The sequence below is a fragment of the Scardovia wiggsiae F0424 genome, assembly GCF_000269605.1.
GTDB classification, from domain to species: Bacteria; Actinomycetota; Actinomycetes; order Actinomycetales; family Bifidobacteriaceae; genus Scardovia; species Scardovia wiggsiae.
The window spans coordinates 441,601-465,180 of the sequence record NZ_AKCI01000001.1; the positions used below are offsets into that span (position 1 = coordinate 441,601).

The 23,580-nt window shown below is 50.9% G+C and carries 18 protein-coding genes and 1 pseudogene; 13 read left to right on the forward strand and 6 right to left on the reverse strand.

All coding sequences use genetic code 11. The features are described from left to right. The first annotated feature begins 117 nt into the window (after positions 1–117). Positions 118–1,677 carry a sugar ABC transporter ATP-binding protein gene (locus HMPREF9156_RS0102025; RefSeq protein WP_007147137.1) on the forward strand — a complete coding sequence of 520 codons (1,560 nt, stop codon included), beginning with the start codon at positions 118–120 and terminating at the stop codon, positions 1,675–1,677. Beyond that, a complete protein-coding gene (gene mmsB / locus HMPREF9156_RS0102030; RefSeq protein ID WP_007147138.1) occupies positions 1,674–2,936 on the forward strand; it encodes a multiple monosaccharide ABC transporter permease in 1,263 nt (420 codons plus the stop codon). Before HMPREF9156_RS0102025 ends, mmsB begins: the two co-directional genes overlap by 4 nt. A gap of 341 nt (positions 2,937–3,277) precedes the next feature. On the opposite strand, the gene HMPREF9156_RS0102035 is transcribed toward mmsB, so the two are convergent. After that, positions 3,278–4,114 carry a thiamine diphosphokinase gene (locus HMPREF9156_RS0102035; RefSeq protein ID WP_007147139.1) on the reverse strand — a complete coding sequence of 279 codons (837 nt, stop codon included), beginning with the start codon at positions 4,112–4,114 and terminating at the stop codon, positions 3,278–3,280. A gap of 38 nt (positions 4,115–4,152) precedes the next feature. On the opposite strand from HMPREF9156_RS0102035, the gene HMPREF9156_RS0102040 reads away from it, so the two are divergent. From HMPREF9156_RS0102040 to xerD, 11 genes and pseudogenes are all read left to right on the forward strand, one after another. Further along, entirely contained in the window at positions 4,153–4,947 is a 795-nt protein-coding gene (locus tag HMPREF9156_RS0102040; protein WP_231198052.1) for a Cof-type HAD-IIB family hydrolase, read from the forward strand. A 300-nt stretch (positions 4,948–5,247) separates the two neighbouring features. After that, positions 5,248–6,021, forward strand: a complete 774-nt coding sequence (locus HMPREF9156_RS0102045; RefSeq protein ID WP_029246318.1) for an amino acid ABC transporter ATP-binding protein — start codon at positions 5,248–5,250, stop codon at positions 6,019–6,021. A gap of 160 nt (positions 6,022–6,181) precedes the next feature. Further along, the gene (locus HMPREF9156_RS0102050) at positions 6,182–6,967 is read left to right on the forward strand and encodes a glutamate ABC transporter substrate-binding protein (protein WP_231198087.1); all 786 of its coding nucleotides are present in this window, start codon (positions 6,182–6,184) and stop codon (positions 6,965–6,967) included. A 3-nt stretch (positions 6,968–6,970) separates the two neighbouring features. Beyond that, positions 6,971–7,660 carry an amino acid ABC transporter permease gene (locus HMPREF9156_RS0102055; protein ID WP_007147143.1) on the forward strand — a complete coding sequence of 230 codons (690 nt, stop codon included), beginning with the start codon at positions 6,971–6,973 and terminating at the stop codon, positions 7,658–7,660. Next, entirely contained in the window at positions 7,657–9,024 is a 1,368-nt protein-coding gene (locus HMPREF9156_RS0102060) for an amino acid ABC transporter permease (RefSeq protein ID WP_007147144.1), read from the forward strand. Before HMPREF9156_RS0102055 ends, HMPREF9156_RS0102060 begins: the two co-directional genes overlap by 4 nt. Positions 9,025–9,235: 211 nt before the next feature. Next, a pseudogene (gene infC / locus HMPREF9156_RS0102065) lies at positions 9,236–9,886 on the forward strand (translation initiation factor IF-3); the annotation flags it as partial. Positions 9,887–10,145: 259 nt separating this feature from the next. After that, positions 10,146–10,340 (forward strand): large ribosomal subunit protein bL35, encoded by a 195-nt coding sequence (locus HMPREF9156_RS0102070; RefSeq protein ID WP_007147146.1) that lies wholly within the window; start codon positions 10,146–10,148, stop codon positions 10,338–10,340. A 77-nt stretch (positions 10,341–10,417) separates the two neighbouring features. Beyond that, the gene (rplT, locus tag HMPREF9156_RS0102075; RefSeq protein ID WP_007147147.1) at positions 10,418–10,798 is read left to right on the forward strand and encodes a 50S ribosomal protein L20; all 381 of its coding nucleotides are present in this window, start codon (positions 10,418–10,420) and stop codon (positions 10,796–10,798) included. Between the two features lie 438 nt (positions 10,799–11,236). Next, the gene (locus HMPREF9156_RS0102080) at positions 11,237–12,154 is read left to right on the forward strand and encodes a carbohydrate kinase family protein (protein ID WP_007147148.1); all 918 of its coding nucleotides are present in this window, start codon (positions 11,237–11,239) and stop codon (positions 12,152–12,154) included. Between the two features lie 60 nt (positions 12,155–12,214). Beyond that, positions 12,215–13,444, forward strand: a complete 1,230-nt coding sequence (locus HMPREF9156_RS0102085) for an MFS transporter (RefSeq protein ID WP_007147149.1) — start codon at positions 12,215–12,217, stop codon at positions 13,442–13,444. 205 nt (positions 13,445–13,649) lie between these two features. Then, a complete protein-coding gene (gene xerD, locus HMPREF9156_RS0102090) occupies positions 13,650–14,603 on the forward strand; it encodes a site-specific tyrosine recombinase XerD (RefSeq protein WP_007147150.1) in 954 nt (317 codons plus the stop codon). A 151-nt stretch (positions 14,604–14,754) separates the two neighbouring features. Here the strand turns inward: xerD and HMPREF9156_RS0102095 are convergent, their stop codons facing one another. The 5 genes from HMPREF9156_RS0102095 to HMPREF9156_RS0102115 form a co-directional block, all read right to left on the reverse strand. Then, entirely contained in the window at positions 14,755–16,485 is a 1,731-nt protein-coding gene (locus tag HMPREF9156_RS0102095) for an ABC transporter family substrate-binding protein (RefSeq protein ID WP_007147151.1), read from the reverse strand. Positions 16,486–17,081: 596 nt separating this feature from the next. Beyond that, entirely contained in the window at positions 17,082–18,800 is a 1,719-nt protein-coding gene (locus tag HMPREF9156_RS0102100) for an ABC transporter family substrate-binding protein (RefSeq protein WP_007147152.1), read from the reverse strand. A 362-nt stretch (positions 18,801–19,162) separates the two neighbouring features. Next, positions 19,163–21,274: a dipeptide ABC transporter ATP-binding protein gene (locus tag HMPREF9156_RS0102105; RefSeq protein ID WP_007147153.1), complete on the reverse strand. Its 2,112-nt coding sequence runs from the start codon at positions 21,272–21,274 to the stop codon at positions 19,163–19,165. Between the two features lie 39 nt (positions 21,275–21,313). Next, the gene (locus HMPREF9156_RS0102110; protein WP_007147154.1) at positions 21,314–22,357 is read right to left on the reverse strand and encodes an ABC transporter permease; all 1,044 of its coding nucleotides are present in this window, start codon (positions 22,355–22,357) and stop codon (positions 21,314–21,316) included. A gap of 15 nt (positions 22,358–22,372) precedes the next feature. Continuing rightward, positions 22,373–23,356, reverse strand: a complete 984-nt coding sequence (locus tag HMPREF9156_RS0102115) for an ABC transporter permease (RefSeq protein ID WP_007147155.1) — start codon at positions 23,354–23,356, stop codon at positions 22,373–22,375. Between the last annotated feature and the right edge of the window lie 224 nt (positions 23,357–23,580).

The following is a 23,580-nucleotide window of genomic DNA, read 5'->3' on the forward strand; positions in this document are numbered from 1 at the left end:
ATAGAAAAAATACGACTATATAAGAAGCCAGGCAGCATGGCATATGCCGCGATGCGCATGTACCGCTGCACTTCAGATAATGGGGGATTATTATGGCTAATTGTGGGGAAGTGTGATATGTCTGGAACAGATACCCTCCTTCAGATGAAAAATATCACCAAAACATTCGGTCCGGTGAAGGCGCTGACTGATGTCAATCTTGATGTCAAACGCGGCGAGATACATGCTGTCTGCGGAGAAAACGGTGCCGGGAAATCGACCCTTATGAATGTGCTGTCAGGCGTATATCCTCACGGTACTTATTCAGGCGACATCATTTTTGACGGACAGGCCTGCGAGTTCAGGAATATCAAGGCATCTGAAGAGCTTGGGATAGTAATAATACATCAGGAGCTTGCATTAAGCCCGTTCCTGTCGATTGCAGAAAATATCTTTATGGGCAATGAACAGGGTTCTCGCGGTGTGGTCGACTGGAATGCGACACGTTCGCGTGCGCAGGCCCTGCTTAGCCGCGTTGGGCTTGATGAAGACCCTTCACGGCTGATAATGGATATCGGCGTTGGCAAGCAGCAGCTGGTAGAGATCGCTAAAGCACTGTCCAAAGATGTCAAGCTCCTGATCCTTGACGAACCGACTGCGGCGCTTAATGATGAGGACTCGGCGCACCTTCTTCAGCTTATGCGGGAACTGCGCGATGACCATGGCGTAACGAGCATCATTATTACACATAAGCTTAATGAGATCGCTGCGATTGCCGATAATGTCACCGTTATCCGTGATGGGTCCACGGTGGGCAGCATGCATGTAACCGCTGATAATCCTCTCGACCAGGATGAGCTGATCAGGCTTATGGTGGGCCGTCCGCTGCACAACCTGTATCCCAGGCATGAACCGCATATCGGACAGGAAGTGCTGGCTGTAAAAGACTGGACAGTCCATCATGCGCTTGATACCGGCCGCATTGTTGTAGACCATGCCAATATCAGCGTCCGTAAAGGTGAGATTGTTGGGCTTGCAGGGCTTATGGGTGCGGGGAGGACTGAGTTTGCCATGAGCGTATTCGGCCATTCCTATGGCTCGGGGATATCCGGGGAAGTGTTTATCCACGGCAGGCCGGTAACGATGAAAACTCCGGAAAGCGCTATCAGTGCGGGGCTGGCATATGCTACGGAAGACAGGAAAGCCTATGGGCTTAACCTTCTTCAGAACATACGCGAGAATGCATCGCTGGCGTCCCTGCGCGAACTGTCAAAATTCGGTGTGATCGACTCCAATGTGGAACGCAAGGAAGTAGAACATTACAGAGGTGCTTTCAATATCAAATCAACAAGTATTGAAGTCCCTGTATCAACGCTTTCCGGCGGGAACCAGCAGAAAGTCGTTCTGTCGAAATGGGTCCTTTCAGACCCGGATATCCTTATCCTGGATGAACCGACACGCGGCATAGATGTTGGCGCTAAGTTTGAAATATATGAGATCATTGAAGGCCTTGCTGATTCAGGGAAGGCGATCATATTCATTTCTTCAGAGCTTCCTGAGCTTATTGGCGTGTGCGACAGGATATACACAGTAAGCCAGGGGGTAGTCACTGCAAATATTGAGAGGAAAGATTTCTCTCAGGAATACCTTATGAAATTTATGACAAAAGAAAAGGAAAGGAAAGGGGTTTCCCAATGAGCTCCGCAAATGTCAGTGTGGAAAAGAAGGGCAATGCATCGCAGCCCGATAGGGGAGGCCGGAAGCATCCGCAGAGAAGGCAGGAGTCGCTTGTAGCATCGATTACAGGCAATCTGCGCCAGTACGGTATTGTCGGCGCCCTTGTTGTTATTGTCATTGCCTTCCAGATCCTTACGGGAGGCGTACTCCTCAAGCCTAACTCGTTCGTATCCCTTATCCAGCAGAATGCTTATGTGATCATACTTGCTATCGGCATGGTGATGGTTATTATTGCCACGCAGATCGATCTGAGCGTGGGGTCGCTTGTTGCCTTTATCGGCGGGGTGTGTGCCATCCTGATGCAGCATATGGGTATGAACTGGATCCTCGCGATTATCATAAGCCTTCTCGTGGGACTGGTAATCGGTGTCTGGCAGGGGTTCTGGGTAGCCTTCGTGGGGATCCCGGGATTCATCACGACGCTGGCCGGCATGCTCATGTTCCGCGGCCTGGCAACGGTGATCGTTGGCGAGTCTGTGCCTATTACATCAGACTCTTTCCGTGGGATCGCACGGAACTATCTGCCGAATATCCTCGGGTTCTGGGGCGGGTTCGATGGGCTTACTATCGTCCTGGGGATCCTGTGCTTCGCCCTGTTCGTGTGGAGCCAGCTGCGCAACCGTAAGAAAGTTATCAAAGTGGGGCTTATCCCTGAAGCGATGAGCCTGACGGTCATCAAAATCGTCGTCGCTGCCCTGGTGATAGGGTTCGTAACATATCTGCTGGCATCCTCGGGCAACAGCACTGAAGGCGGGACGCCGATCATGCTTGTTATCGTTGCTGTCCTTGTAGTGGTATACCAGTTCATCCTGAGCAGGACGGTTTTCGGCCGGCATGTCTATGCCCGGGGCGGGAACCGCAGGGCTGCGGAACTGTCCGGTGTTAACACCAAGATGGTTGATTTTATCCTGTATATCCATATGGGCTTCCTTTCTGCCGTAGCCGCTATTGCGATGCTGTCCCGCCTGGCGTCTGCTACTGCGCAGGCAGGTATGGAGTTTGAGATGGATGCTATTGCGGCATGCTTCATCGGCGGTACGGCTGTTACCGGCGGTATCGGCACTATACCCGGTGCCGTGATTGGTGCGCTGGTTATGGGTGTTATCAACCAGGGCCTGTCGATCATGGGTGTTGATACGGCTATTGTAAAAACGATCAAAGGCCTTGTCCTGCTCCTCGCAGTTGCCTTCGATCTGCTGAGCAAGAGGAAGAAGGCATAAACAGATAACAGATAAAATTAAAGACTCTCCTTGAATAAGATTCCGCAATAGGCACAGGTGCGCTTCCTTCTGCAGGATGTGCTTGTGCAGGGGCTGCTGTCGGCTGACAGCAGCCCTTTTTTTGATGAGAGGAAGCGGCGGAAAAGGGTATTGTGCGTACGTGAGGGTCGGGCCATCGATCGCTGGTGGTAAAACACGCAGATACAAAAAATAAAATGTGGAAAACCGCCGAAAATAATTTTGTATCTGCGTGTTTTACCACCAGACTGGGAAATGCAGCAAAATATAGCTGCGAAAATTGCCGGCACTGGGCGAGGTATGGATGTGATTCTCGAAAAATGCTAATGAGCCAGATGGCTGGAAACAGCTGTACTCATGGCGCCCAGCGATTTTGCAGGGTCACGCTGTGTAACAACAGTCGGATAGGGGGCTTCGCTGGGATATGTAATAAGCAGCGTCCCGGAAGAAACCTCTATAGAAGACTTAGTATCGCCGACAAATTCGTTACGGGATCCGAAATCGTTGATGCTCTTCACAGTTGCATGGTCCAGCCCGTATTTCAGGCCGGTTACAGATACGTCTGTGCATACATCGCTGTATGCGAAAATAGAAACCATCCTGCGGGGGGCCACATAGCCGTGAGGGAATTCCATCCTGGCATCGCATATTGCTGTTACTATCGTATGGTCGCCATGGAGGAAAGCGATACCGCCGGACTGTGCAATCAGCGCAAGTATAGTCATGCTGGATATTGTATGGTCGATCTGCCTGCCGAGTGCCCCATAAATATCAAACTGGTGCAGGCCTTTATCCCATGCATATTTTACTGCTGCTGAGAGGTCTGTATCATCTTTCTGCGACGGCAGGGTAATAATATCTGTATCCTCTGCCAGTGACCCCGCTGCCGCCGGATCTGCCAGGGAATCATTATCGCCGATAAGGGCATGGGGGGTGGCTCCTGCCGCCAGCGCATAATCAAGCCCTCCGTCTGCAGCTATAACATACGAAGTTTTGTCGAGATAAGGTATTTCCTCGTAGTATTCGCCTGCCGCGAAAATCGCACAGCGCGTGAACACCGGGGAAGATATCCCGCGATATCCGTGCGGACCACCTGCAGTGGACGGAGAACCGGTCAGTTGTGCCATATGTTCAGTATAAAAGGCTTTCAGTATATTCATATAATTATGATCTGCCGCCGATGCTGTACAGTTATACCATGCGCACAATTACTTCAGTATTCTTTGATATTGACGGGACCCTGACAAGCTTTGCAACGAATGATGTCCCGCGGTCTGCCCGTGATGCAGTTGAGATATGCAGGCAGAAGGGTATCAAAACAGCGCTTGCAACAGGGCGTTCGCCTCAGGAGCTCCAGGCAGTGCAGCGTACGCTTGATATGGATTTTGACGGCTGTGTCTGCATGACAGGCCAGATAGCATACGACGGGAAAGGCACTTACAGGGATGAATATCTGAAACACGAAGAAATAGAGCTGTTCATCAGCTATCTCCAGGACCATCCTGATATCAGCGTACATTTTTCTGAAAGGGATTACGGATATTTTAACCGTATCGGTGCCGAGGTTACGAAGCTGTACAAGGATCTTGGAGGAACTGTTGATAAGGCGGTAATTGATGATCCGATGCGTGCCCTGGATCACAATATATACCAGTTCAGCATGTTTGTCCCGCTTGATGTCGAAAGGGAGCTGGATACGATGTTTACCCATATCCGTCCTGTTCGGTGGCATCCTGATTTTGCTGATTTTATCCCTGCGGACGGCGGCAAAGATAAGGGGATACAGGCCATGCTTGATGCATGGGGCCTCAGCCGGGAAGGCTGCGTCGTATTTGGGGATGGCGGCAATGATATTGACATGCTTGATTACGCAGGTATCGGTGTAGCGATGGGGAATGCGCATCTGTCCGTTAAATCACATGCTGATTATGTCACCCAGAGTGTCGATGATGACGGGGTGTACAAGGCACTTGAACATTTCGGCATAGTGTAGGCTGTCTTTGCCCAGGTTGCGCGGGGTTTTGCCTGTGTGCTATACCTGTATGGTATTATTTTTGTGGTAAGTAGGATTCAGGTCCCATTGACGGTTATGCGGGCAGTTTCGCCCACCCGTCTGAGACGACGGGGATACGTAAAAACGGAAGTAAGCAATAACAGGGTGCCGGGATATGTTCCCGCACAGGATTTCAGGAGGTGTGTGATGGCCGAGGCACAGAGCACTCAGGATCGGGCAGGCAATGCAGGGTCAGGCAGCGGGGGCCAGACTGATGCGCTGCAGCCGGATACGCACAGTATGCGGGAGGTGTGGCGGAGCGATAAAAAGGACCCTTCCCGCACGCTTGTTGAACTGCAGCACGTGGAAAAACATTACGGTTCACTGCATGTCCTGAAAGATATCAATCTTAAAGTCACTAAAGGCGAGGTGCTTGTGGTCCTCGGCCCGTCAGGCTCCGGTAAATCTACTATGTGCCGTACCATTAACAGGCTTGAAACTGTTGATTCCGGTTCCATCCTTATTGACGGTGAGCCGCTTCCGCAGGAGGGCAAGGCCCTCGCTGACCTGCGTGCTGAAGTCGGTATGGTTTTCCAGCAGTTCAACCTGTTTGCGAATAAGACCATCCTTGATAATGTAACGCTCGCCCCTATCAAAGTGCGCCATATGAAGAAAGGCGAGGCGCAGGATGAGGCGATGGAGCTTCTGGCGCGTGTAGGTGTTGATTCGCAGGCCGCTAAAATGCCTTCTCAGCTGTCCGGTGGGCAGCAGCAGCGCGTGGCTATCGCCCGTGCCCTTGCCATGCATCCGAAAGTCATGCTGTTTGATGAACCGACTTCAGCGCTTGACCCTGAAATGGTCAATGAAGTCCTGGATGTTATGGTAAGCCTTGCTTCTGAAGGGATGACCATGATCTGCGTTACCCATGAGATGGGTTTTGCCCGTAAAGCTGCAGACCGTATTATTTTTATGGCTGATGGGAAGATCCTCGAATCCGGGACCCCCGACCAGTTCTTCGGCAATCCTCAGACAGCCCGTGCACAGGACTTTCTGTCTAAGATCCTTGAGCATTAAGCAGGAAGAAGGTAGTTTTATGATGTGTGGGAATACGGTTTTCCCTGGTACCGGTGCCGGGCACGGTATACGCCGCAGCCCGGGGCGCGGTAACGGGGCCGGCGGCGGCAGTACCCGCCGCAGGCGGATCGCAGCGCAGATTGCAGCACTGTTTATTGCCATGGCGAGCATAGTATCCTTGGCTGCGTGCGGCAGCACGTCCAGCAGCAGCCATGTGATAAAGATCGGTATCAAGTTCGACCAGCCCGGGGTCGGATACAAGAAAAGGGATTCATACTCCGGTTTTGATGTTGAGGTAGGCCGCTATATAGCGCACAAGCTCGGATATAAGGATTACGAGATTGTATGGGTTGAAGCGCCTTCAAAACAGCGCGAGACTATGCTCCAGAACGGTGATGTCGATATGATCATAGCGTCTTATTCCATTACCTCTGACCGTAAAAAGACTATTGATTTCGCCGGCCCGTATCTGGTTGCCGGGCAGGATCTCCTTGTCCGCAAGGACAATACATCTATCCATGGTCCTCAGGACCTTAACGGGAAGCGCCTGTGCTCTGTGACCGGTTCGACATCCGCAACTGTGATCAAGAAACGCTACGCGAGCAAAGTCCAGCTTATGGAGCAGCCAAGCTATGCCGAATGCGCTACAGCCCTGTTTTCAGGCATCGTGGATGCAGTCACAACAGATGACATTATCCTCGCCGGGCTGGCTTCCAATGCCCGGGGAAGGCTGAAACTGGTCGGGAAGCCATTTACCCAGGAATACTACGGCATCGGTATACAGAAGAATAAGAACTCCAAAGTTTTCGCGCAAAAGATAGATGCTGCGGTCAATGATATGGTCAAAACCGGTACATGGATGCGGGCAATCAAAAATTCCACTGCAGGTTCAGGATATTCGCCGGACCCTCAGTATAACCCGCCGGTCGCGAGGGAAGGGGAATAGCAGATGAGGGATTTTTTCACGGGATTTGTCCAGCTTTTCCAGGAATATAATATTCCCGCGGCGTTCTGGGTCAATATCCAGATCACGCTGTGGTCAGCGCTTTTCTCAATGGTTGTCGGAGTGATACTCGTTATGATGCGCATCAGCCCGATATCGTCGTTGAGAGGGCTGTCTGCGGCATACACTGAATTCTTCAAAAATATGCCGCTCACTATCATTATGGTGTTCATGGTCCTGGGTTTCTTCGGCCAGCTGAAGCTGAAGTTTTCTGATGACTTTACTGTCAATTTCTTCTGGCTTGCAGTCGTCGGGCTGAGTGCGTATACGGCTGCATTCGTTTCAGAGTCGTTAAGGAGCGGCATCAATACCGTCCCTCTGGGGCAGGCTGAAGCTTCCCGTGCTTTGGGGCTCACTTTTATGCAGTCTGCTTCCTCGGTCATCCTTCCGCAGGCCCTGCGCGGATCGGTAGCACCTCTGGGCAATACGCTTATTGCCCTTCTCAAGAATTCAACGGTTGCGGCGGCGGCATCAGTGACAACGGAAACATCATCGCTGATGAGTGAAATGCTTGAGTTCCATCCCAGCCGGATACTCCAGATATTCCTTGTTTTCGCTGTCGGATACCTTATCCTTATCATTCCGATAGGCCTGGTTACAACATACCTGTCCAACAGATTGGCGGTGCGCCGATGAACAATTCCCAGAATTCCCGCGATACATCATCGCAGCTCCTTTTTGATACCCCGGGGCCTAAGGGGCGCCGCAGGATCCGCATTATCAATGCTATCGGTGCGGTACTCATAGCAGCCCTTATTGTGTTTATCCTTATGAGGCTCCACAATCCTCCTGACGGGGAAAACCAGCTTAGCTGGGAGCTGTGGAAGCCTGCATTGGATGGAGAGGCATGGGCCGATTTCTATCTGCCCGGGCTTGTGCAGACGCTGAGCGCATCAGCGGTAGCAATTGTAGGGTCTGTGGTTTTCGGCCTTATTTTTGGGGTAGGCAGGCTTATCCCTAATATGCTTGTACGCGCAGTATCGGGGATCGTGGTGGAGTTCTGCCGGGCTGTGCCTGTCCTCCTGATGATGATTTTCATGTGGCGCTGGTTCGCAGCTGCTAATATCCCATCATCAAGCTACTGGGCTGTGACGCTTTCCCTGGTGCTGTATAACGGCTCCGTTGTTGCTGAGCTTGTACGTTCGGGCGTCGGCAGCCTTCCGGGAGGGCAGCGCGAAGCGGCTCTGGCGCTGGGGCTTACCAGGACGCGGTCCCTTATGACTATTGAAGTCCCGCAGGCGTTATATGCAATGCTCCCTGCGGCGATTACCCAGCTTGTTGTTGTCCTTAAGGATACGGCATTGGGTTCTATCATCCTGTATACGGACCTGCTTCAGCAGTCCAGGCGCCTGGGTTCTATGTATTTCAATATCCTCCAGGCATTGACTATTGCTGCGGTCCTGTATTTCATCATGTGCTTCATCGTTTCTAGGATCTCCGAATGGCTGCCCGCGCATATTGCAAGCCGTACATCGGGTTCAACGATCCCTGACCCTACAGCGCCTATTGCTATCAATGACCCTTCTAACGTTGTGCGCGTTAAAGTTGCGCGTACTCCTCGCCCGTTTGGCGGTGCGCAGCCGGAGCTTCCGGACAGCTACGGTGCTTCAGGTGTCACTCCACACGGTTGGCGGGGCGATTACCGCGGTTATCTCCATGATGATGAGGAACAGTACCTCCACGGGCGCGGGCGTTACGGCGACCCTTCGTCGGTGGAAAAGCTGGCTGATATGATCACACAGGAGATTCGCGTACATACTCCGAAGAAAAAGAGGCCGGTAAGCAAAAAGAGGCCGTCCCGGAAACATCGCTGGCTTCGCAGTTCCATGCGTCGGGTAGATGAATCCCGCTATATCGGGCCTCTTCCTGAGCAGGGTACCGCACCGAATGATATGCAAAGTACCAGAGATGCAGATGCCGGGGATGCCGGCGGTACTAAAGGCACCACAGGCACACATAGCCCGGACGGCACCAATACTCCAGGAACGGGCGGCGAGTAAAGCAAACAGTCTGTATATGCATATGTCAAGGGGCATGGTAATCTGTTTAAGGCTTGAGGAATCAAGAAAGTGGATCTCCCACCTGGAAGCTTTCCGCAGCTTCGGGTAAGGCTTATGCCTTATGGCAGTAATGTGCCATATATATGTTGCGTAGATCGCAGCAGTTTGCGTATGCTTGGGTGATTCATACGGAACAATATGAAATGGAGTCATCATCAGCGAACAGCGTATAAATGATGAGATTCGTGCTTCTGAAGTGCGTCTCATTGGACCGCAGGGTGAACAGGTCGGTATTGTTAAAACAACGATAGCGCTCAATCTTGCCCGCGAAGCAAACCTTGACCTTGTCGAGGTTTCTCCGCATGCCAAACCGCCGGTAGCAAAGCTTATTGATTACGGCAAATTCAAATATAACGAGAAGATCAAGGCTCGTGAGGCCCGCCGCAACCAGAGCACAGCTGAGGTAAAAGAAACACGTTTCCGTCTGAAAATTGATGATCATGATTTCGAAGTGAAAAAAAACCAGGTCGCCCGCTTCCTTGAGGGGGGCGATAAGGTCAAAGTCAGTATTATGCTGCGCGGACGCGAGCAGTCGCGCCCTGTTGGCGGTATTGAACTGATGCAGCGCCTTGCGGGCGAGGTAGAGGAAACAGGCACAGTTGAATCTGCTCCCCGCCGTGATGGACGGAATATCATTATGGTGCTTGCGCCTAAAGGTAAGAAAGTCCATAAGCAGTCTGAACAGCGCCGCCGCGGTGCCGGTTTGCGTGAAGAACGCCAGGCCCGCCAGCAGGCCCGTCTGACTGCTAAAAAGGAGGCCCAGAAGGCTGCGGCTGAAGAAGCCCATAAAACCCTTGAGTCTTTGGGCATTGAACCGGTACAGGTGCATACTTCCTCATCCGGCAGGGCAGCATCAGGCGGCAGCAAGCCGCGTGGGACTGGCAGGGCTAAGGCTTCCAGAGAGGGCAGGTCTACGGCAGGTTCTTCGAAAACTGCCGGGGAAAACGCTTCCAGGAAGACAGCTTCGAAATCATCTGCAACAGCAAAAGCTTCCGGGAAGAAGACCTCTTCCCGCACTGCAGTGAAGGCAGCGAAGAAGGCATCACCTAAGGAGGGCAATAATGCCAAAGATGAAAAGTAATTCCGCGCTTTCCAAACGTGTCCGCAGGACGCGCACAGGCAAGCTCGTGCATAATGGCAGTGCTATGCGCCATAATCTGGAAAACAAGTCTGCCCGCAGACGCCGCCGTATGTCTGATAATAAGGTACTTGCCAAGGCGCAGACCAAGAAGCTCAGTGCCATGCTCAACCGGTAGCGGGCAGCTGCAAGATTTAAACAGGCATAACAGGGAAAATATAATAATCTAGACGTCAGGAAAGACGAGGAAATAATATGGCACGTGTAAAACGCGCAGTGAATGCACATAAGAAGCGTCGTACAGTACTTGAACGCGCATCCGGCTATCGCGGCCAGCGCTCACGCCTTTACCGCAAGGCTAAGGAACAGCTCCTGCACTCCTTTAACTACAACTTCCGTGACCGCAAGGCGCGCAAAGGGGATTTCCGCAAACTGTGGATCACCCGTATCAATGTAGCTGTCCGTGCAGAAGGAATGACATATAACCGTTTTATCCAGGGGCTTCACCTGGCAGGTATTGAGCTTGACCGCCGAGCCCTGGCCGATATAGCTGTCAATGACCACGATACTTTTGTGGCCATTGTCAAAGAGGCCAAAAAAGCGCTTCCGAAAGATGTCAATGCTCCAGTAAAGTAGGGCGTCTCGGTAATTTTAGATGATCAATGGGGGAACAGCACTTATGCTGTTCCCCCATTTCATATGCGGCAGCATCCATTCCCCGTGAAATAGTTCCCTTTTATTTTTGTATTTGTTCCTGGTGGTAAAACACGCAGATACAAAAAATGTTTTGCCGGTTTCCTACAGTTTTCATTTTTGTATCTGCGTGTTTTACCACCGGAGGGTGTACACAGTACGGACATCATTGGTTAAAAATAGGGTGGGGGATGACCAGCCAGCTGTTCCTTTCATAAAAACCTACACAAATATTTGTGCAGATTTATCATAACCGAGCTGATTCAGGAGTACCATGGGAAGTACAGTATGCTAGAGCCGGCAGGCTTAGTGGCATGAAAGTCTCATTGAATGGCGGCATGCCTCAATGGCGGTTCGCCTTCAAAAATAGAAAGGAAACCGATGAGTGATCCGGTTCAGTCAGATAATAAACACGTTGTTGTAGCTTTGGGCGAGCTCTTGTGGGATATGCTTCCCAGCGGCAAGCGGGCAGGCGGCGCCCCTACTAATTTTTGTTACCATGCGATGAAAAACGGTGCTGATGGGTACGCTGTAAGTGCGCTTGGTGAGGATTCCCTTGGCGACGAGCTCGAAGGCGAGATCAAAAAGGCCGGGATCAAGCATGTTATCAAGCGTAACGCATACCCGACAGGTACTGTGGAAGTCCATCTCAACGAGGGGATCCCGACGTATGACATCGTTAAAGATGTTGCCTGGGACCATATCCCCTTCACTAAGGATATGGTCGATCTGATCAGGCAGGCTGATGCAGTGTGCTATGGCACGCTGGCATGCCGCGGGCAGGAGTCCCATGATACTATTATGCGCCTTCTTGACCGTGTGAGGCCAGGCACGATGAAGTATTTTGACATTAATCTCCGCGGGGATTTCTATTCAAAGATACTTATTGAAGAGCAGCTTGAATCTGCAACGGTTTTCAAGATCAACGACGAAGAGATATCACAGCTGCAGACGATGTTCAGCATCCCCGGGACGGTTGAGGAAGTTGCGAAATGGTTCCTCAAGGAATATGACCTGGATTACGTTATCCTCACTGCAGGAGGCGAATATTCCCAGGTATTTGCGGCTGACGGGAGGGAATCAAAAGTTGCGACCCCTCATGTGGAAGTCGCTGATACCGTTGGTGCAGGGGATTCTTTCTCCGGAGTGTTCTGTATTGAGATGCTCAAAGGTACCCCGCTTCATGAAGCGCATAAGCGTGCTGTTAATGTGGCTGCTTTTGTCTGCACTAAGGCCGGCGCATGGCCAGAATACCCGGAGGAGTTACCTGATTACGTCGTTGAGCAGGGGCTTGAGTAGCCATCGCGCCGAAGAGTTCCAGAAACAGTAATAATATACTTTTTTAGAGGAAGGTTTCTTATGACAGAAACGCAGAAAAGAACAACTGCAGCAGTAGTTATCCCTATTTTTATCACGTTCTTTACTATGGGGTTCGTGGATTTTGTGGGGACTGCCGCAAACCAGCTGAAAGATGACCTTGGGCTGTCAGCAGGCCAGGTGAGCCTGTTCACAACTATGGTGTTCTTCTGGTTCTTCATTTTTGCTATCCCCAGCAGCTATTGCATGAACCGTTATGGACGGCGCGCTACGGTACTTCTTTCCGTTGCAGTTACTATTGCTGCCTGTATTTTCCCCATTATCGCGTATGCTATCCCGGAGGTCTCTTCAGCGGTCAAGCTGATACTGATGGTTATTTCCTTTATCCTTCTGGGGATCGGGAACGCTATTATGCAGGTTTCCCTCAACCCGCTGATCGCAAACCTGGTTTCTCCAGACAGATATTCCAGCACGCTTACATCAGGCCAGTTCGTCAAGGCGATCGCATCCTTCTCAGCACCGCTGATTGCATCATGGCTCGGCAGTGCCCTCCATATGTGGTGGCTGACATATGTCCTGTTCCTGGTAATCTCCGTTATTGCTTATCTTTCATTGCTGGCGGATAAAGTTGAGGAGAAAAAAACTGATGCGCCGAATATGTCTTTCGGGAAAGTCCTGGGGCTTCTTAAAGACAAGATCATCCTCCTATGTTTCATTGGTATCATGTGCCATGGCGGTATGGATGCCGGCGTCAACACCTATGCCCCCCGGTTCCTGATCGGTGCGCATGCAGGTATGGGAGCAAACCAGGCAGCGTACACAACGAGCCTGTATTTTGTTTTCCGTACCATCGGCCTTGCCGCGGGGATGTATGCTCTGACAAAGCTGTCCAACAGGATCTCTATCATAATCTGCTCCAGTATTGTCGGGCTTTCTGTAGTGGCATTCATTGCATATACGGTTATCCCGGGTGCAGGCGACTGGATCCTCTGGGCAGCCCTTGCGCTGATCGGGTTTGGCAATTCCAATATGTTCGCGATAATGTATTCGATCGCAGGGCTCCATATGCCGGAACGCCAGAACGAGATATCGGGGCTTATGATCATGGGCCTGATTGGCGGCGCGATCCTTCCTCCGATTATGGGCGGCGTCTCTGACGCTATAGGAGGGCAGCTTGGTTCTGCGCTTGTCCTTATAGTCCCGGCATGCTACTTCATTTTCCTGGCGTGCAGGCCAAAGCTCCTGTCAGCACAGGGGAAGGCAGCTGCTTAACCACAGTGGGACAGCCAGGGCAGGCTTGTTGAGTGCTTATTGCAGAGTTTATAAGTTATAGGCTGCTGTTGGCAGTATAAGCTAAAAACCGCATTGCAGGACGGTTTCTGTCCCCGCAGGATTAGCTGCTGGGGGGGGGGTAGCCTGTCGCCTGCAGTGCGGTTTTTGCGTGTTTTGGCACAGTACAGCATACAATATAACTATTATGACTGCAGGCATCACTACAGACATGGATTTTCCGGAAGGTTTCGCGGATACAGTCGGACTGTTCCTTGGGTATATCTCTATTGAGCGTGGCCTTGCAGCGGCCACCGTCAAGGCTTATGAATCTGATCTCAGGCGTTACACGGTATGGCTGGGGGAGAAGGGGATACTGTCTCCGCAGAAAATATCGGAGAAGAATGTTGAACAGTTTGTCGCACAGCTTTCGCAGGAGGGGGAATCCCAGCGTTCAATAGCACGCCGGCTGGCTTCCATCCATGAATATCACCGGTACCTGGTATCCAGAGGTGAGGTGCCGGCCGATGTGTCTCAGGGGATCAGGCCTCCCAAGGCAGCATCATTGCTGCCGGACGTCCTCACTGTTGATGAAGTCGCACGTATGCTTGAGAAAACGGGAAATGACAGGGATACGGATCCTGTTGTCCTGCGTGACAGGGCCCTCCTGGAATTCCTCTATGCTACAGGTGCCCGTGTTTCTGAGGCCGTTGGTGCCGATATCACTGACCTCGACCTTGAATCACGGTATGCAAGGCTGACGGGAAAAGGCTCCAAGCAACGTATAGTCCCTGTGGGGTCATTTGCCTGCAGGGCTTTGCAGCGTTACCTTAACGGCCCGAGAGCCCAGCTGCAGGCGAAAGCGAAGAAAAAACAGGAGATGCGCGCACTATTCCTCAATAAACGGGGCGCACGCCTGTCACGCCAGTCTGTGTGGGAAATAGTCCAGTCTGCTGCACAGCGTGCCCATATTACTAAAGAAGTCCACCCGCATACGCTCAGGCATTCGTGTGCTACACATCTTATCCAGGGCGGGGCCGATGTCCGTACTGTGCAGGAGCTTCTGGGCCATGCTTCTGTCACGACGACCCAGCTGTATACGCATATTTCCCCCCAGGCCCTTATTGAAAGCTATATCAGCGCCCATCCCCGCGCACGGTAGTGTATGAATAATGGCCAATCCCCACAGCTGCATATAAGCCTGGATTCCGTTAACTGCAGCTGTATCCGCATAAAAAATGGGGTAATAAGCCATTAAGCTTATTACCCCTGTCCAGGCTATCTGTACCCTTCCTGAAGCTGTACTTCCTGTTTTACTTCTCCCAACCTATGTTCTCTACGAGGGTGGTCTGGTATCCGGCAGGGCCGTAATTAGCCAGGCCCTTGCTGTAGACACCCATAACAGGGCCATTAGCATACGGGAACTGCCCATAGAGCGCCAGCGCTTTCTTTTCGGCCTTGTTGGCCTGCTTGATCTGGTCGGAGACTTTATCAAGTGATGTAGTCTTCTTGAGTTCTTCATCGACTGACTTCTCGCCTACGAAGGAGTAATTGGACTCAGAATCAGACCCGAAAAGCTGGTATCCGCTGTTGAAGCCATCGGGGGTTGTGCTTGACCAGCCCATTCCCACGATATCCCAGCTTCCGCTGGTAATAGTCTTGGAGAAGTCGGAAGAAGGCTTGTTGTCAATGGACACTTTTAGCCCCGATGCCTTTGCCATTTTCTGGACAGCAAGGCCAAGGGCCTTTGTTTTAGGATCATCGCCAAAAGTAGTGTAGCTGAATGCAAGAGCCTTTCCATCCTTAGCATAATAGCCGTCGGATCCCAGCTTATAGCCGGCCTTTTCGAGTGTTGCCTTAGCGTTCTTCACATTGAATGCAGATTCCTTCGGCATATTGTCCTCGTAGCCCGCCTGGTTCTGATACACAAGCTCTGACCCGGGGACAGTCTCATCCCAGTCCACACCGGAGAATGCAATCTTCGCAAGCTCCTTGCGGTTGATGCTCTGGACGAATGCTTTGCGCACTGCTATATCCTTCAGGGTAGCGTTCTTCGTATTGATTTCAAAAACGCGCACCCGGGAAGCCCAGCCGCGGCGGATTGTCGCACCTGCAACACTTTTCACAGTACGGATATCATCTGCAGAACTCAGCCCTGCCGCGTTGATTTCCCCATTCTTGAAGGCATTGATCTCAGCCTGGTCGGAGAGCACTTTGTAGGTGACCGTCGTCATCTTCGGTTTGTCTCCCCACCACTTCGGGTTTGGAGTGAAAGTTATCTGCGAATCACTTCTGGATTTAATAATGTAGGGGCCGGCGCCGAAATCGGTGTCATGAGGGTTGTTTACCCAGCCGTTTGTATACGTAGCTACATTTGCAGCCTTCGGGTGGAGGATATCAATGAATGAATAGGCGGGATAGTAGGGGGTCTTCATGGTGATTACGACCTGCTTTGCCGAGGTGCCCTGTCTGACGCTTTCCACCTGTTCCCAGCCTGTTGTAGACGCGGGCGTATAATCCGAATTCTGCCCGCTCTGGACGGTGTAATATGCCTGGACGGCAGTCCAGTCGATATCAGTGCCGTCGTTCCACTTTGCCTTAGGGTTGAAGTTCAGCGTGATGGTCTGTTTTCCGTTGACTGTTGCCACGTTGTAATCGGTAAGGTAATTCTTGTTCGGGGTTACTTTTGAGCCATCCGCATTGTATATCCACAGCTTAGGCATGTAGTAGCTCCACATAGTCTGCATATATGAGGTATTCCCGTTAACGCTCAGATTGTTCCAGTCCGGACCAAGCTCAACAGTGGAGTAGGTGACTGTCCCATTATCTTTAAGCTGGTCGCGGGATTTGGGATTATTATAGATGCCTGTCTTATCCGGCATTGGGAGCTTACCGGAATAGGTGACCGGTATACCTGATGCAGGCTGGGTCTTGTATTGCCCGGAATTAGTGCCGCCTGAATTCCCGCACGCAGCCAGAGCAAGTATGGCTGCTGCTGATGCTGCGACAGCACCGCATTTGACGAGTACAGATGTTTTCCTCATTGCCCGTTCCTTCCATTTTGTATAACATTTATGCATACGTATTACTACGGATAAGCGTATCGTTATCCTTTAGTCAACGTCGCAGTAGTTGGTATTCTATATATAAGAACGAATTTGTAAATATCAAAATATAGATTTCGGTTATTTCCTTGTATAAAAATCAGATAAATATTAATCTATTTTGTATATAAATCGATATTATTTCTGAGACTTTCGCATATGATCTGTGTGACCTGGGCGGGACAGAGCAAACCGTACATTGCTTTAATAGATTGGAAAATAAGGGGAAAGCGGTTTCTGAAGAGATGATATGGATGACAATAGCTGATCAATGAATAATTTTAATGATGTTATAAATTGTACTTATAAAGAGTTATAGTATTTGCACGAAATATAATTCCATATTTTGAGACAATGTATAAAGCAGTATGCCGAAACGGGTTGAGATTGATACTCTGATCCCGTCAGCCAGTGGGAAATTCCCGGGACCGAAACTTGACAGAAGAAGAAATAAAAAGGCGGGCAGCATAGATTGCTGCCCACCTTAAAGCCGGAACAGTCTTATAGCAAAAAACTGTCCTTTAACTTATGGGAAATTACTTCATCCAGCCCACATCTTCACGGAGGACTGTCAGGTAACGTGCAGGGCCTACGTTAGCAAGCCCTTTCTTATACACACCCATGGTCGGGCCGCTCCATATGGGGAGCTGCCCGTACAGTGCAAGAGCCTTTTTCTCAGCTTTATTGAAAGCACTGAGCTGTTTGCTTGGATCGCTAATAGTAGGCACCTCTTCAAAAGCTGAGTCGATAGAAGCATTACCGGCATGGGAAACATTGCTTTCCGACTGGCTCCCGTAAATCTGCTTGCCTCCCACGTACCCGTAAGGGCTTTCCGACTGCCATCTCATGGCTATGATTTCCCAGTTGCCGCTGTTGAGGACAGTGGAAAACTCTGAAGAGCCTTTGATATCAATATTCAGCTTGATACCCGCGTTCTTCATCATCTTCTGAACAGCTAGGGCAACTGCTTTTGTTGTCGCAGAATCAGAGAAATCGGTATACGTAATGGACAGGTCTTTACCGTTCTTCTGATAATACCCGTTGGATCCCATTGTGTATCCGGCACCTTCAAGTGTTTTCTTAGCGTTTGCGGTGCTGAAACCGGAATCTTTAGGCATATTGTTTTCGTAGCCCTTTCGGTAGGGGGCTACAAGCAGGGACCCCGGAGTGTTTTCAGTCCAGTCAAGTCCTGCATAAACGATCTTCACAAGCTGGCTGCGGTCCAGTGCCTGGTTGAATGCCTTGCGTACAGCGATATCCTTAAGGCTGTCTTTTGTGGTATTCATCTGGTATGTAGCTGTAGAAGCTCCAAAACCTCTGCGGATCTGTGCATCTTTGATAGTGTGGACTGTAGCAAGCTTATCCTTAGACCCTACACTGGCGGCATCGATCTCGCCGTTTTTGAATGCATTGATTTCAGCCTGGTTTTCCAGTATCTTGTAAGTTACTGTTGTCAGTTTAGGTTTGTTGCCCCACCACTTTGGATTGGGCTTGAAAACTACCTGGGAATCAGAACGCGAATCGACAACATAAGGCCCTGCACCCCACTCGTTATGGGGGTTATCGATCCAGCCCTTGGTGAAAGTATCCACATTTGCAGCCTTCGGGTGGTAGATGTCAACAAAAGTATTAGCCGGATAATATGGCTTAGCCATCGTGATCACAGCCTGTTTTGCCGAGGTGCCCTGCTTGACGCTTTCGACCCGATCCCATCCCTCTGTGCTTGATGGAGTATAGCCGTTCTCAGTGCGTACTTTCCATGCAGCCTCTACTGCAGTCCAGTCGATATCTGTGCCATCATTCCATTTTGCTTTAGGGCTGAACGTTACGGTGATGGTCTGCTTGCCGTCTACGGTCTTTTCATCGTATGAAGTGATATAGTTCGGGTTTGGCGTCAGCTTTGAACCATCGGCATTCGATATCCACAGCTTAGGCATGTAGTAGCTCCACAGGGTATCTATATATGTCGTATTGCCGTTGACGCCGAAATAGTTCCAGTCCGGTCCCGCCGAGGAAAGGGAGAAAGTTGCTGAACCGCCGTCCTTCAGTTTTTCACGGGGCTGCGGGTTGTTGTAAATACCATTGGCATCAGGCATAGGGAGCTTGCCTGTGTAAGTGCTTGGAGTTCCGTCAGCAGGCTGAGTTGTATACGAACCGGTACCTGAATTGCTGTTCCCGCATGCAGCCAGAGCAGCAATCATAACTACAGAAGTAGCAACAGCACCTATCCGTGAGATTATTAAATTTTTCTTCATATAATTCATTCCTTCTAGAAAATGATATTACGTCTGAAACATGGTGCAAAAACAGATGGAACTGCAATTGCTGCATGAGACTTGACCTCTTAAGTATACATAAGCAATACAACAACATGGAATGCAGGATATATTAAAAAATATAATTATTCGGCATGAAAATTATAAGGATCGATTATAAGATCGTTGATATCCTTAGGTTCTCCGTTCCCCGCCCGCACGAGTCAATCAGTTAAATTTATAACGATATGACGGATAAATGTATAACAAGTATTTATAAGGCAGCGCTGGCGCATCCCCGGGCAGGGAATGCGCCAGCTTCTGCAGATATTTGATGAATCGAGCCTGCCCTGCTGTGGGGACTACGCCTCCGTATGCTTTTGTGCCAGCCCCAGAGTACTGCTGAAAGATTCAACTTTACGGAGGTTGCCGTCCTCGAAAACATACCGTTCGCGGCTGCGTTCAATAACAGGGTCCGGGATAGGGATGGCCGACAGGAGGGCTTTGGTATACGGATGCTGAGGGTTGCTGAATACATCCTCTGTTTCGCCCTGTTCAACGATCACACCATGGTACATAACAGCAACCCTGTCCGAGATGTGGCGGATGACTGCCAGGTCATGGGCAACGAAAAGGTAAGCGATCTTCAGCTGTGCCTGCAGATCCTCAAGAAGGTTGATAACACCTGCCTGGATGGATACATCAAGCGAGGCGATCGGTTCATCAAGCAGCAGCAGCTTTGGGTTTGTTGCCAGGGCACGGGCAATAGCGATGCGCTGGCGCTGCCCGCCAGAGAACTGGGTAGGGAACCGGTCCACATAGTCAGGGTTGATCCCTACCATAGTCATCAGCTCGCCGATACGGCTGTTAATATCCTTCTTATTCCAGTGCTGCGCGTTAAGCGGTTCTGCAAGGACATCGTATACAGTCATACGTGAGTCAAGCGAACTCAGCGGATCCTGGAAAATTACCTGCACCTCTTTACGAAGGTCTTTGCGTTCTTTGCGCTTAAGGGTAGAAATATCCTTGCCCATAATAGTTATAGAGCCCTCTTCAGGCTTCTTCAGCTCTACGATCTGGGTAAGTGTGGTAGATTTTCCCGATCCTGATTCGCCGACAAGCGCAAGGGTCTCACCCTCATGAATGTCAAAAGTGGAGTGGTCAACTGCGGCGAGTTTGCCGATGACCCGTCCGAAAGACCCTCCGCTGGTAATGGGGAACGTCTTGGTAAGGTCTTTGACAGACAGGACTACAGGGCGTTCGCTGCGCGGGACATCTGCCCATTTCGCCGGAAGGTCTTCGGGCGCGGGGAACACCTCTTTATATGTAAGATGCTCATTATGGATCTTTTCGATCTTGTGGCATGAAACGAGGTGTCCGGTACCCTCCTCGGCAAGCCTGAGTTCAGGCTCGGTCTGATGGCACTCTTCTGTTGCCAGCGGGCAGCGGGGGGAGAAGGGGCATCCCGCAGGTATGGCTACAAGTGAAGGAGGGTTCCCGTTAATAGGTACAAGACGCTGGCTGGCCGGCATATGCGGTTTGGGGACCGCGCCCAGAAGGCCCATGGTGTATGGCATCGTAGGGTTGGCGAAAATCTTGTCAACGCTTGCACGTTCAACAGCCTTGCCTGCATACATAACGAGGATATCATCTGCAGTGCCGGCAACAACACCAAGATCATGGGTTATAAGGACAACTGCTGCATTGGTTTCACGCTGCGCAACAGCAAGCAGGTCCAGCACCTGCGCCTGGATGGTCACATCAAGGGCTGTAGTAGGTTCATCGGCAATGATCACATCGGGGTTATTGGCAATAGCGATAGCAATCATAACGCGCTGGCGCATACCCCCTGAAAATTCATGCGGGAACGACAGCATGCGTTTCTCCTGGTCATCAATGCCGACAAGCCCGAGGAGTTCTATACAGCGGTCATGCACGGCTTCCTTCGGCATGTCAGGATGATGGATGAGCAAAGCTTCTGCAAGCTGGTCGCCAATAGAAAACATAGGGCTCAGTGCGCTCAGGGGATCCTGGAATATCATGGAAATACGTTCGCCGCGGATCTCCGACATCTCCTGGTCAGTCCTGCCGACCAGCTCTTCCCCGTCAAGCGTTATGGATCCGCTGATGCTGGCATTTTCATCCAGAAGGCCTATAAGGGAAAGGGCTGTGACAGACTTTCCTGAACCGGATTCACCTACGATGCCAAGCGTGCGTCCGCGCCATAAGTCAAAATTAAGTCCCCGTACGGCCCTTACAGCCCCAGCTTCGGAAGCAAAGGATACATTGAGATCGCGTATCTGCATAACAGGGTCACCCTGGGGCGCACCTTTAGGGCCTTCAGCCTCGCGGTACTCGTATTCGAGGGTATCATCGCGGACTATTTCGATCTCATCCGTTTTGCGGAACCCTTCATTGTCAGTCTCCGCATCGATTCCTGAGGGATCCGGATTTATCTCAGTTGCATGTGTCATTGGTATTCACTCCTAAGCCTTAATTACTTTATTTCAATTTCAGACCGATACCTGTCCGGAAGCACCAGAGCGGGGGTCTACCGCATCGCGCAGGGCATCCGAGATCATCATCAGGGTAACGCACAATACTATCAGTGTTAACGATGGGAAACCGACGATCCATGGGGATGTCTGGATAGTCGCCTGTCCGCCTGAAAGAAGGGTACCCAGCGACGTATCAGGCAGCTTGATACCCAGGCCAAGGAAGCTTAAGCCTGTTTCAGACCCGATGGAGCTGATGATCCCCAGGATAAAATTGAGGATAATGATAGAGGCAAGGTTAGGGATAAGATGCCGGATAATAACCGTGAAGGAATTGACCCCCATATACTTCGCCGCCTTGACGTAGTCGCGTTCGCGGAGGGACAGGGCAACGGTCCGTATAGTACGGGCGAGCCCGATCCAGCCAAAAGCCGACATGCCGACAACAAGCCACAGCCAGCCTGCAGACGCATTTGCAGCGCGGACGATAAGGGCGATCAGGAGGAAGCTTGGGATGACCATAAGCGTATCCAGTATCCACATGCCGATTTTTTCAAAGGCACCTTGGAAATATGCGATAGCACAGCCAAAAATAGCAGCAATAACAGTGGTGGCAAGGGCAGACAGCACACCGATAGTCAGTGACCGTCCCAGGCCATGGCACAGCGCAGCAAACATGTCGACACCCGTGGAATCGGTACCGAGCCAGTGGTCAGCGCTCGGAGGCGAAGCTAATGCTGCAAAGTCAGGATCATCATAGGCATATCTGGCGATTTTGTTTCCAAAAAGGGCGAGGAGGATAAGAAGCACGAAAACTGTAACACCAATAATAGCCCGGGGCTGCCGGAAGAACCGGCGGGCAATAAGTCGCCAGTATCCAATGTGTTTGACTGTACTGCCGCCGTTTTCTGCTTCAATGGCCTGCTCAGCCTTGATCTCTTCGAGGGCATTGACTACCTGCCGGTTGTCGGCTACTTCATCCAGAGAAGCCTGTGCTTCCTGGCCGGAAGGCTGGGTATTCTCAGCCATGGGTTCGTTCCCATCTTTTATAGTATCTGCCATAATTCCTCCTGTCGCCTAGCTCATCTGTATCCGGGGGTCGAGAAGCGCAGCCACGATATCCGCAAGGAGTGCCCCGGCCAGTGTGGTTACACCGGCAAAAGCCATATATGCTACCGAGCCGTAGATATCGTTGTTATTCAGCGCATTGATAAAATATTTGCCCATACCTTCTATGCCGAACATCGTTTCAGTAAGTGTAGCCCCTGTAAACACGCCTGCAATAGAGTATGCGATACCCATTGCCGTGGGGATGAATGAAGCCCTCAGTGCATGCTTGCGGATAGCCTGCTTGCGTGTTAGGCCCTTCATACGTGCAGTACGCACGTAATCGGCCCTGATCTCATCAAGGAGATAGGTACGTTGGGAGACGTGGTATCCCACAGAACCGACGATTGTGAGCACCAGCGTCGGGATAAAGATATGCTGGCAGAAGTCTATGAACCATTCGAACGGGTTGTTGCCTGTGTAGGAGGACAGCCCGGTCACGTAAAAAAGGGTATGGCCAGCCCACGTATTGATATTGATGAAGAAAAAGATAAGGAGCAGCGCAAGGACAGGGACGGGGATGCACATCAGCACAGATGCAAGGCCGGTAAATACTGTGTCCTGCCATTTATACTGCCGCATTGCAGTATAGACGCCTATTGCAATACCGATAATAATACTGAGCACTGTTGCGAGGGTGACCAGCTCGACGGAAGCAAGGATACGGGGGGCCATAATGCTGTTGATCCGCTGCCCGCTTGGGCTCTGCCCCCAGTCCCAGCGGGTAATGACACCTGTCAGCCAGCGCCAGTACCGTACAAAGATATTGGTCTTGTCGTTAAGGTTTGCATTGTTGAGGGAGGTTTCAATGGATTGCTGGGGAGGGCGCGGTGTACGGCTTTCATAATTGGACCGCGGGTGCATAAACCAGCTTGCAAGGAAAAAGGTCATGGATACAGCTACAAAAAGCATGACGATGTATCTGCCCAGCCTTTTCACAATAAACTTGAACATATTCCATTCCTCAATTTCAAAGACCCCGCAGTAGTGTTCCGCCGGCCGTCCGCCGGTCAGAATACCTGAAAAAAAGCGTCACAGGGCCTTTTAACCTATCTGAGTTTTTAAAGTATGTTCATAATACAATGACCGTGAGTCTTAAAACGGTGAAAATATACAATGATAATGAATATCTTATGCTATGATGATGTATAAACCGCTAAATATCAGTAATTCAATGT

Coding starts and splice junctions, on each gene's coding strand:
- HMPREF9156_RS0102025 (WP_007147137.1), top strand. CDS start 118: ATGTCTGGAACAGATACCCTCCTTCAGATGAAAAATATCACCAAAACA.
- mmsB (WP_007147138.1), top strand. CDS start 1,674: ATGAGCTCCGCAAATGTCAGTGTGGAAAAGAAGGGCAATGCATCGCAG.
- HMPREF9156_RS0102035 (WP_007147139.1), bottom strand. CDS start 4,114: ATGAATATACTGAAAGCCTTTTATACTGAACATATGGCACAACTGACC.
- HMPREF9156_RS0102040 (WP_231198052.1), top strand. CDS start 4,153: ATGCGCACAATTACTTCAGTATTCTTTGATATTGACGGGACCCTGACA.
- HMPREF9156_RS0102045 (WP_029246318.1), top strand. CDS start 5,248: ATGCGGGAGGTGTGGCGGAGCGATAAAAAGGACCCTTCCCGCACGCTT.
- HMPREF9156_RS0102050 (WP_231198087.1), top strand. CDS start 6,182: ATGGCGAGCATAGTATCCTTGGCTGCGTGCGGCAGCACGTCCAGCAGC.
- HMPREF9156_RS0102055 (WP_007147143.1), top strand. CDS start 6,971: ATGAGGGATTTTTTCACGGGATTTGTCCAGCTTTTCCAGGAATATAAT.
- HMPREF9156_RS0102060 (WP_007147144.1), top strand. CDS start 7,657: ATGAACAATTCCCAGAATTCCCGCGATACATCATCGCAGCTCCTTTTT.
- HMPREF9156_RS0102070 (WP_007147146.1), top strand. CDS start 10,146: ATGCCAAAGATGAAAAGTAATTCCGCGCTTTCCAAACGTGTCCGCAGG.
- rplT (WP_007147147.1), top strand. CDS start 10,418: ATGGCACGTGTAAAACGCGCAGTGAATGCACATAAGAAGCGTCGTACA.
- HMPREF9156_RS0102080 (WP_007147148.1), top strand. CDS start 11,237: ATGAGTGATCCGGTTCAGTCAGATAATAAACACGTTGTTGTAGCTTTG.
- HMPREF9156_RS0102085 (WP_007147149.1), top strand. CDS start 12,215: ATGACAGAAACGCAGAAAAGAACAACTGCAGCAGTAGTTATCCCTATT.
- xerD (WP_007147150.1), top strand. CDS start 13,650: ATGACTGCAGGCATCACTACAGACATGGATTTTCCGGAAGGTTTCGCG.
- HMPREF9156_RS0102095 (WP_007147151.1), bottom strand. CDS start 16,485: ATGAGGAAAACATCTGTACTCGTCAAATGCGGTGCTGTCGCAGCATCA.
- HMPREF9156_RS0102100 (WP_007147152.1), bottom strand. CDS start 18,800: ATGAAGAAAAATTTAATAATCTCACGGATAGGTGCTGTTGCTACTTCT.
- HMPREF9156_RS0102105 (WP_007147153.1), bottom strand. CDS start 21,274: ATGACACATGCAACTGAGATAAATCCGGATCCCTCAGGAATCGATGCG.
- HMPREF9156_RS0102110 (WP_007147154.1), bottom strand. CDS start 22,357: ATGGCAGATACTATAAAAGATGGGAACGAACCCATGGCTGAGAATACC.
- HMPREF9156_RS0102115 (WP_007147155.1), bottom strand. CDS start 23,356: ATGTTCAAGTTTATTGTGAAAAGGCTGGGCAGATACATCGTCATGCTT.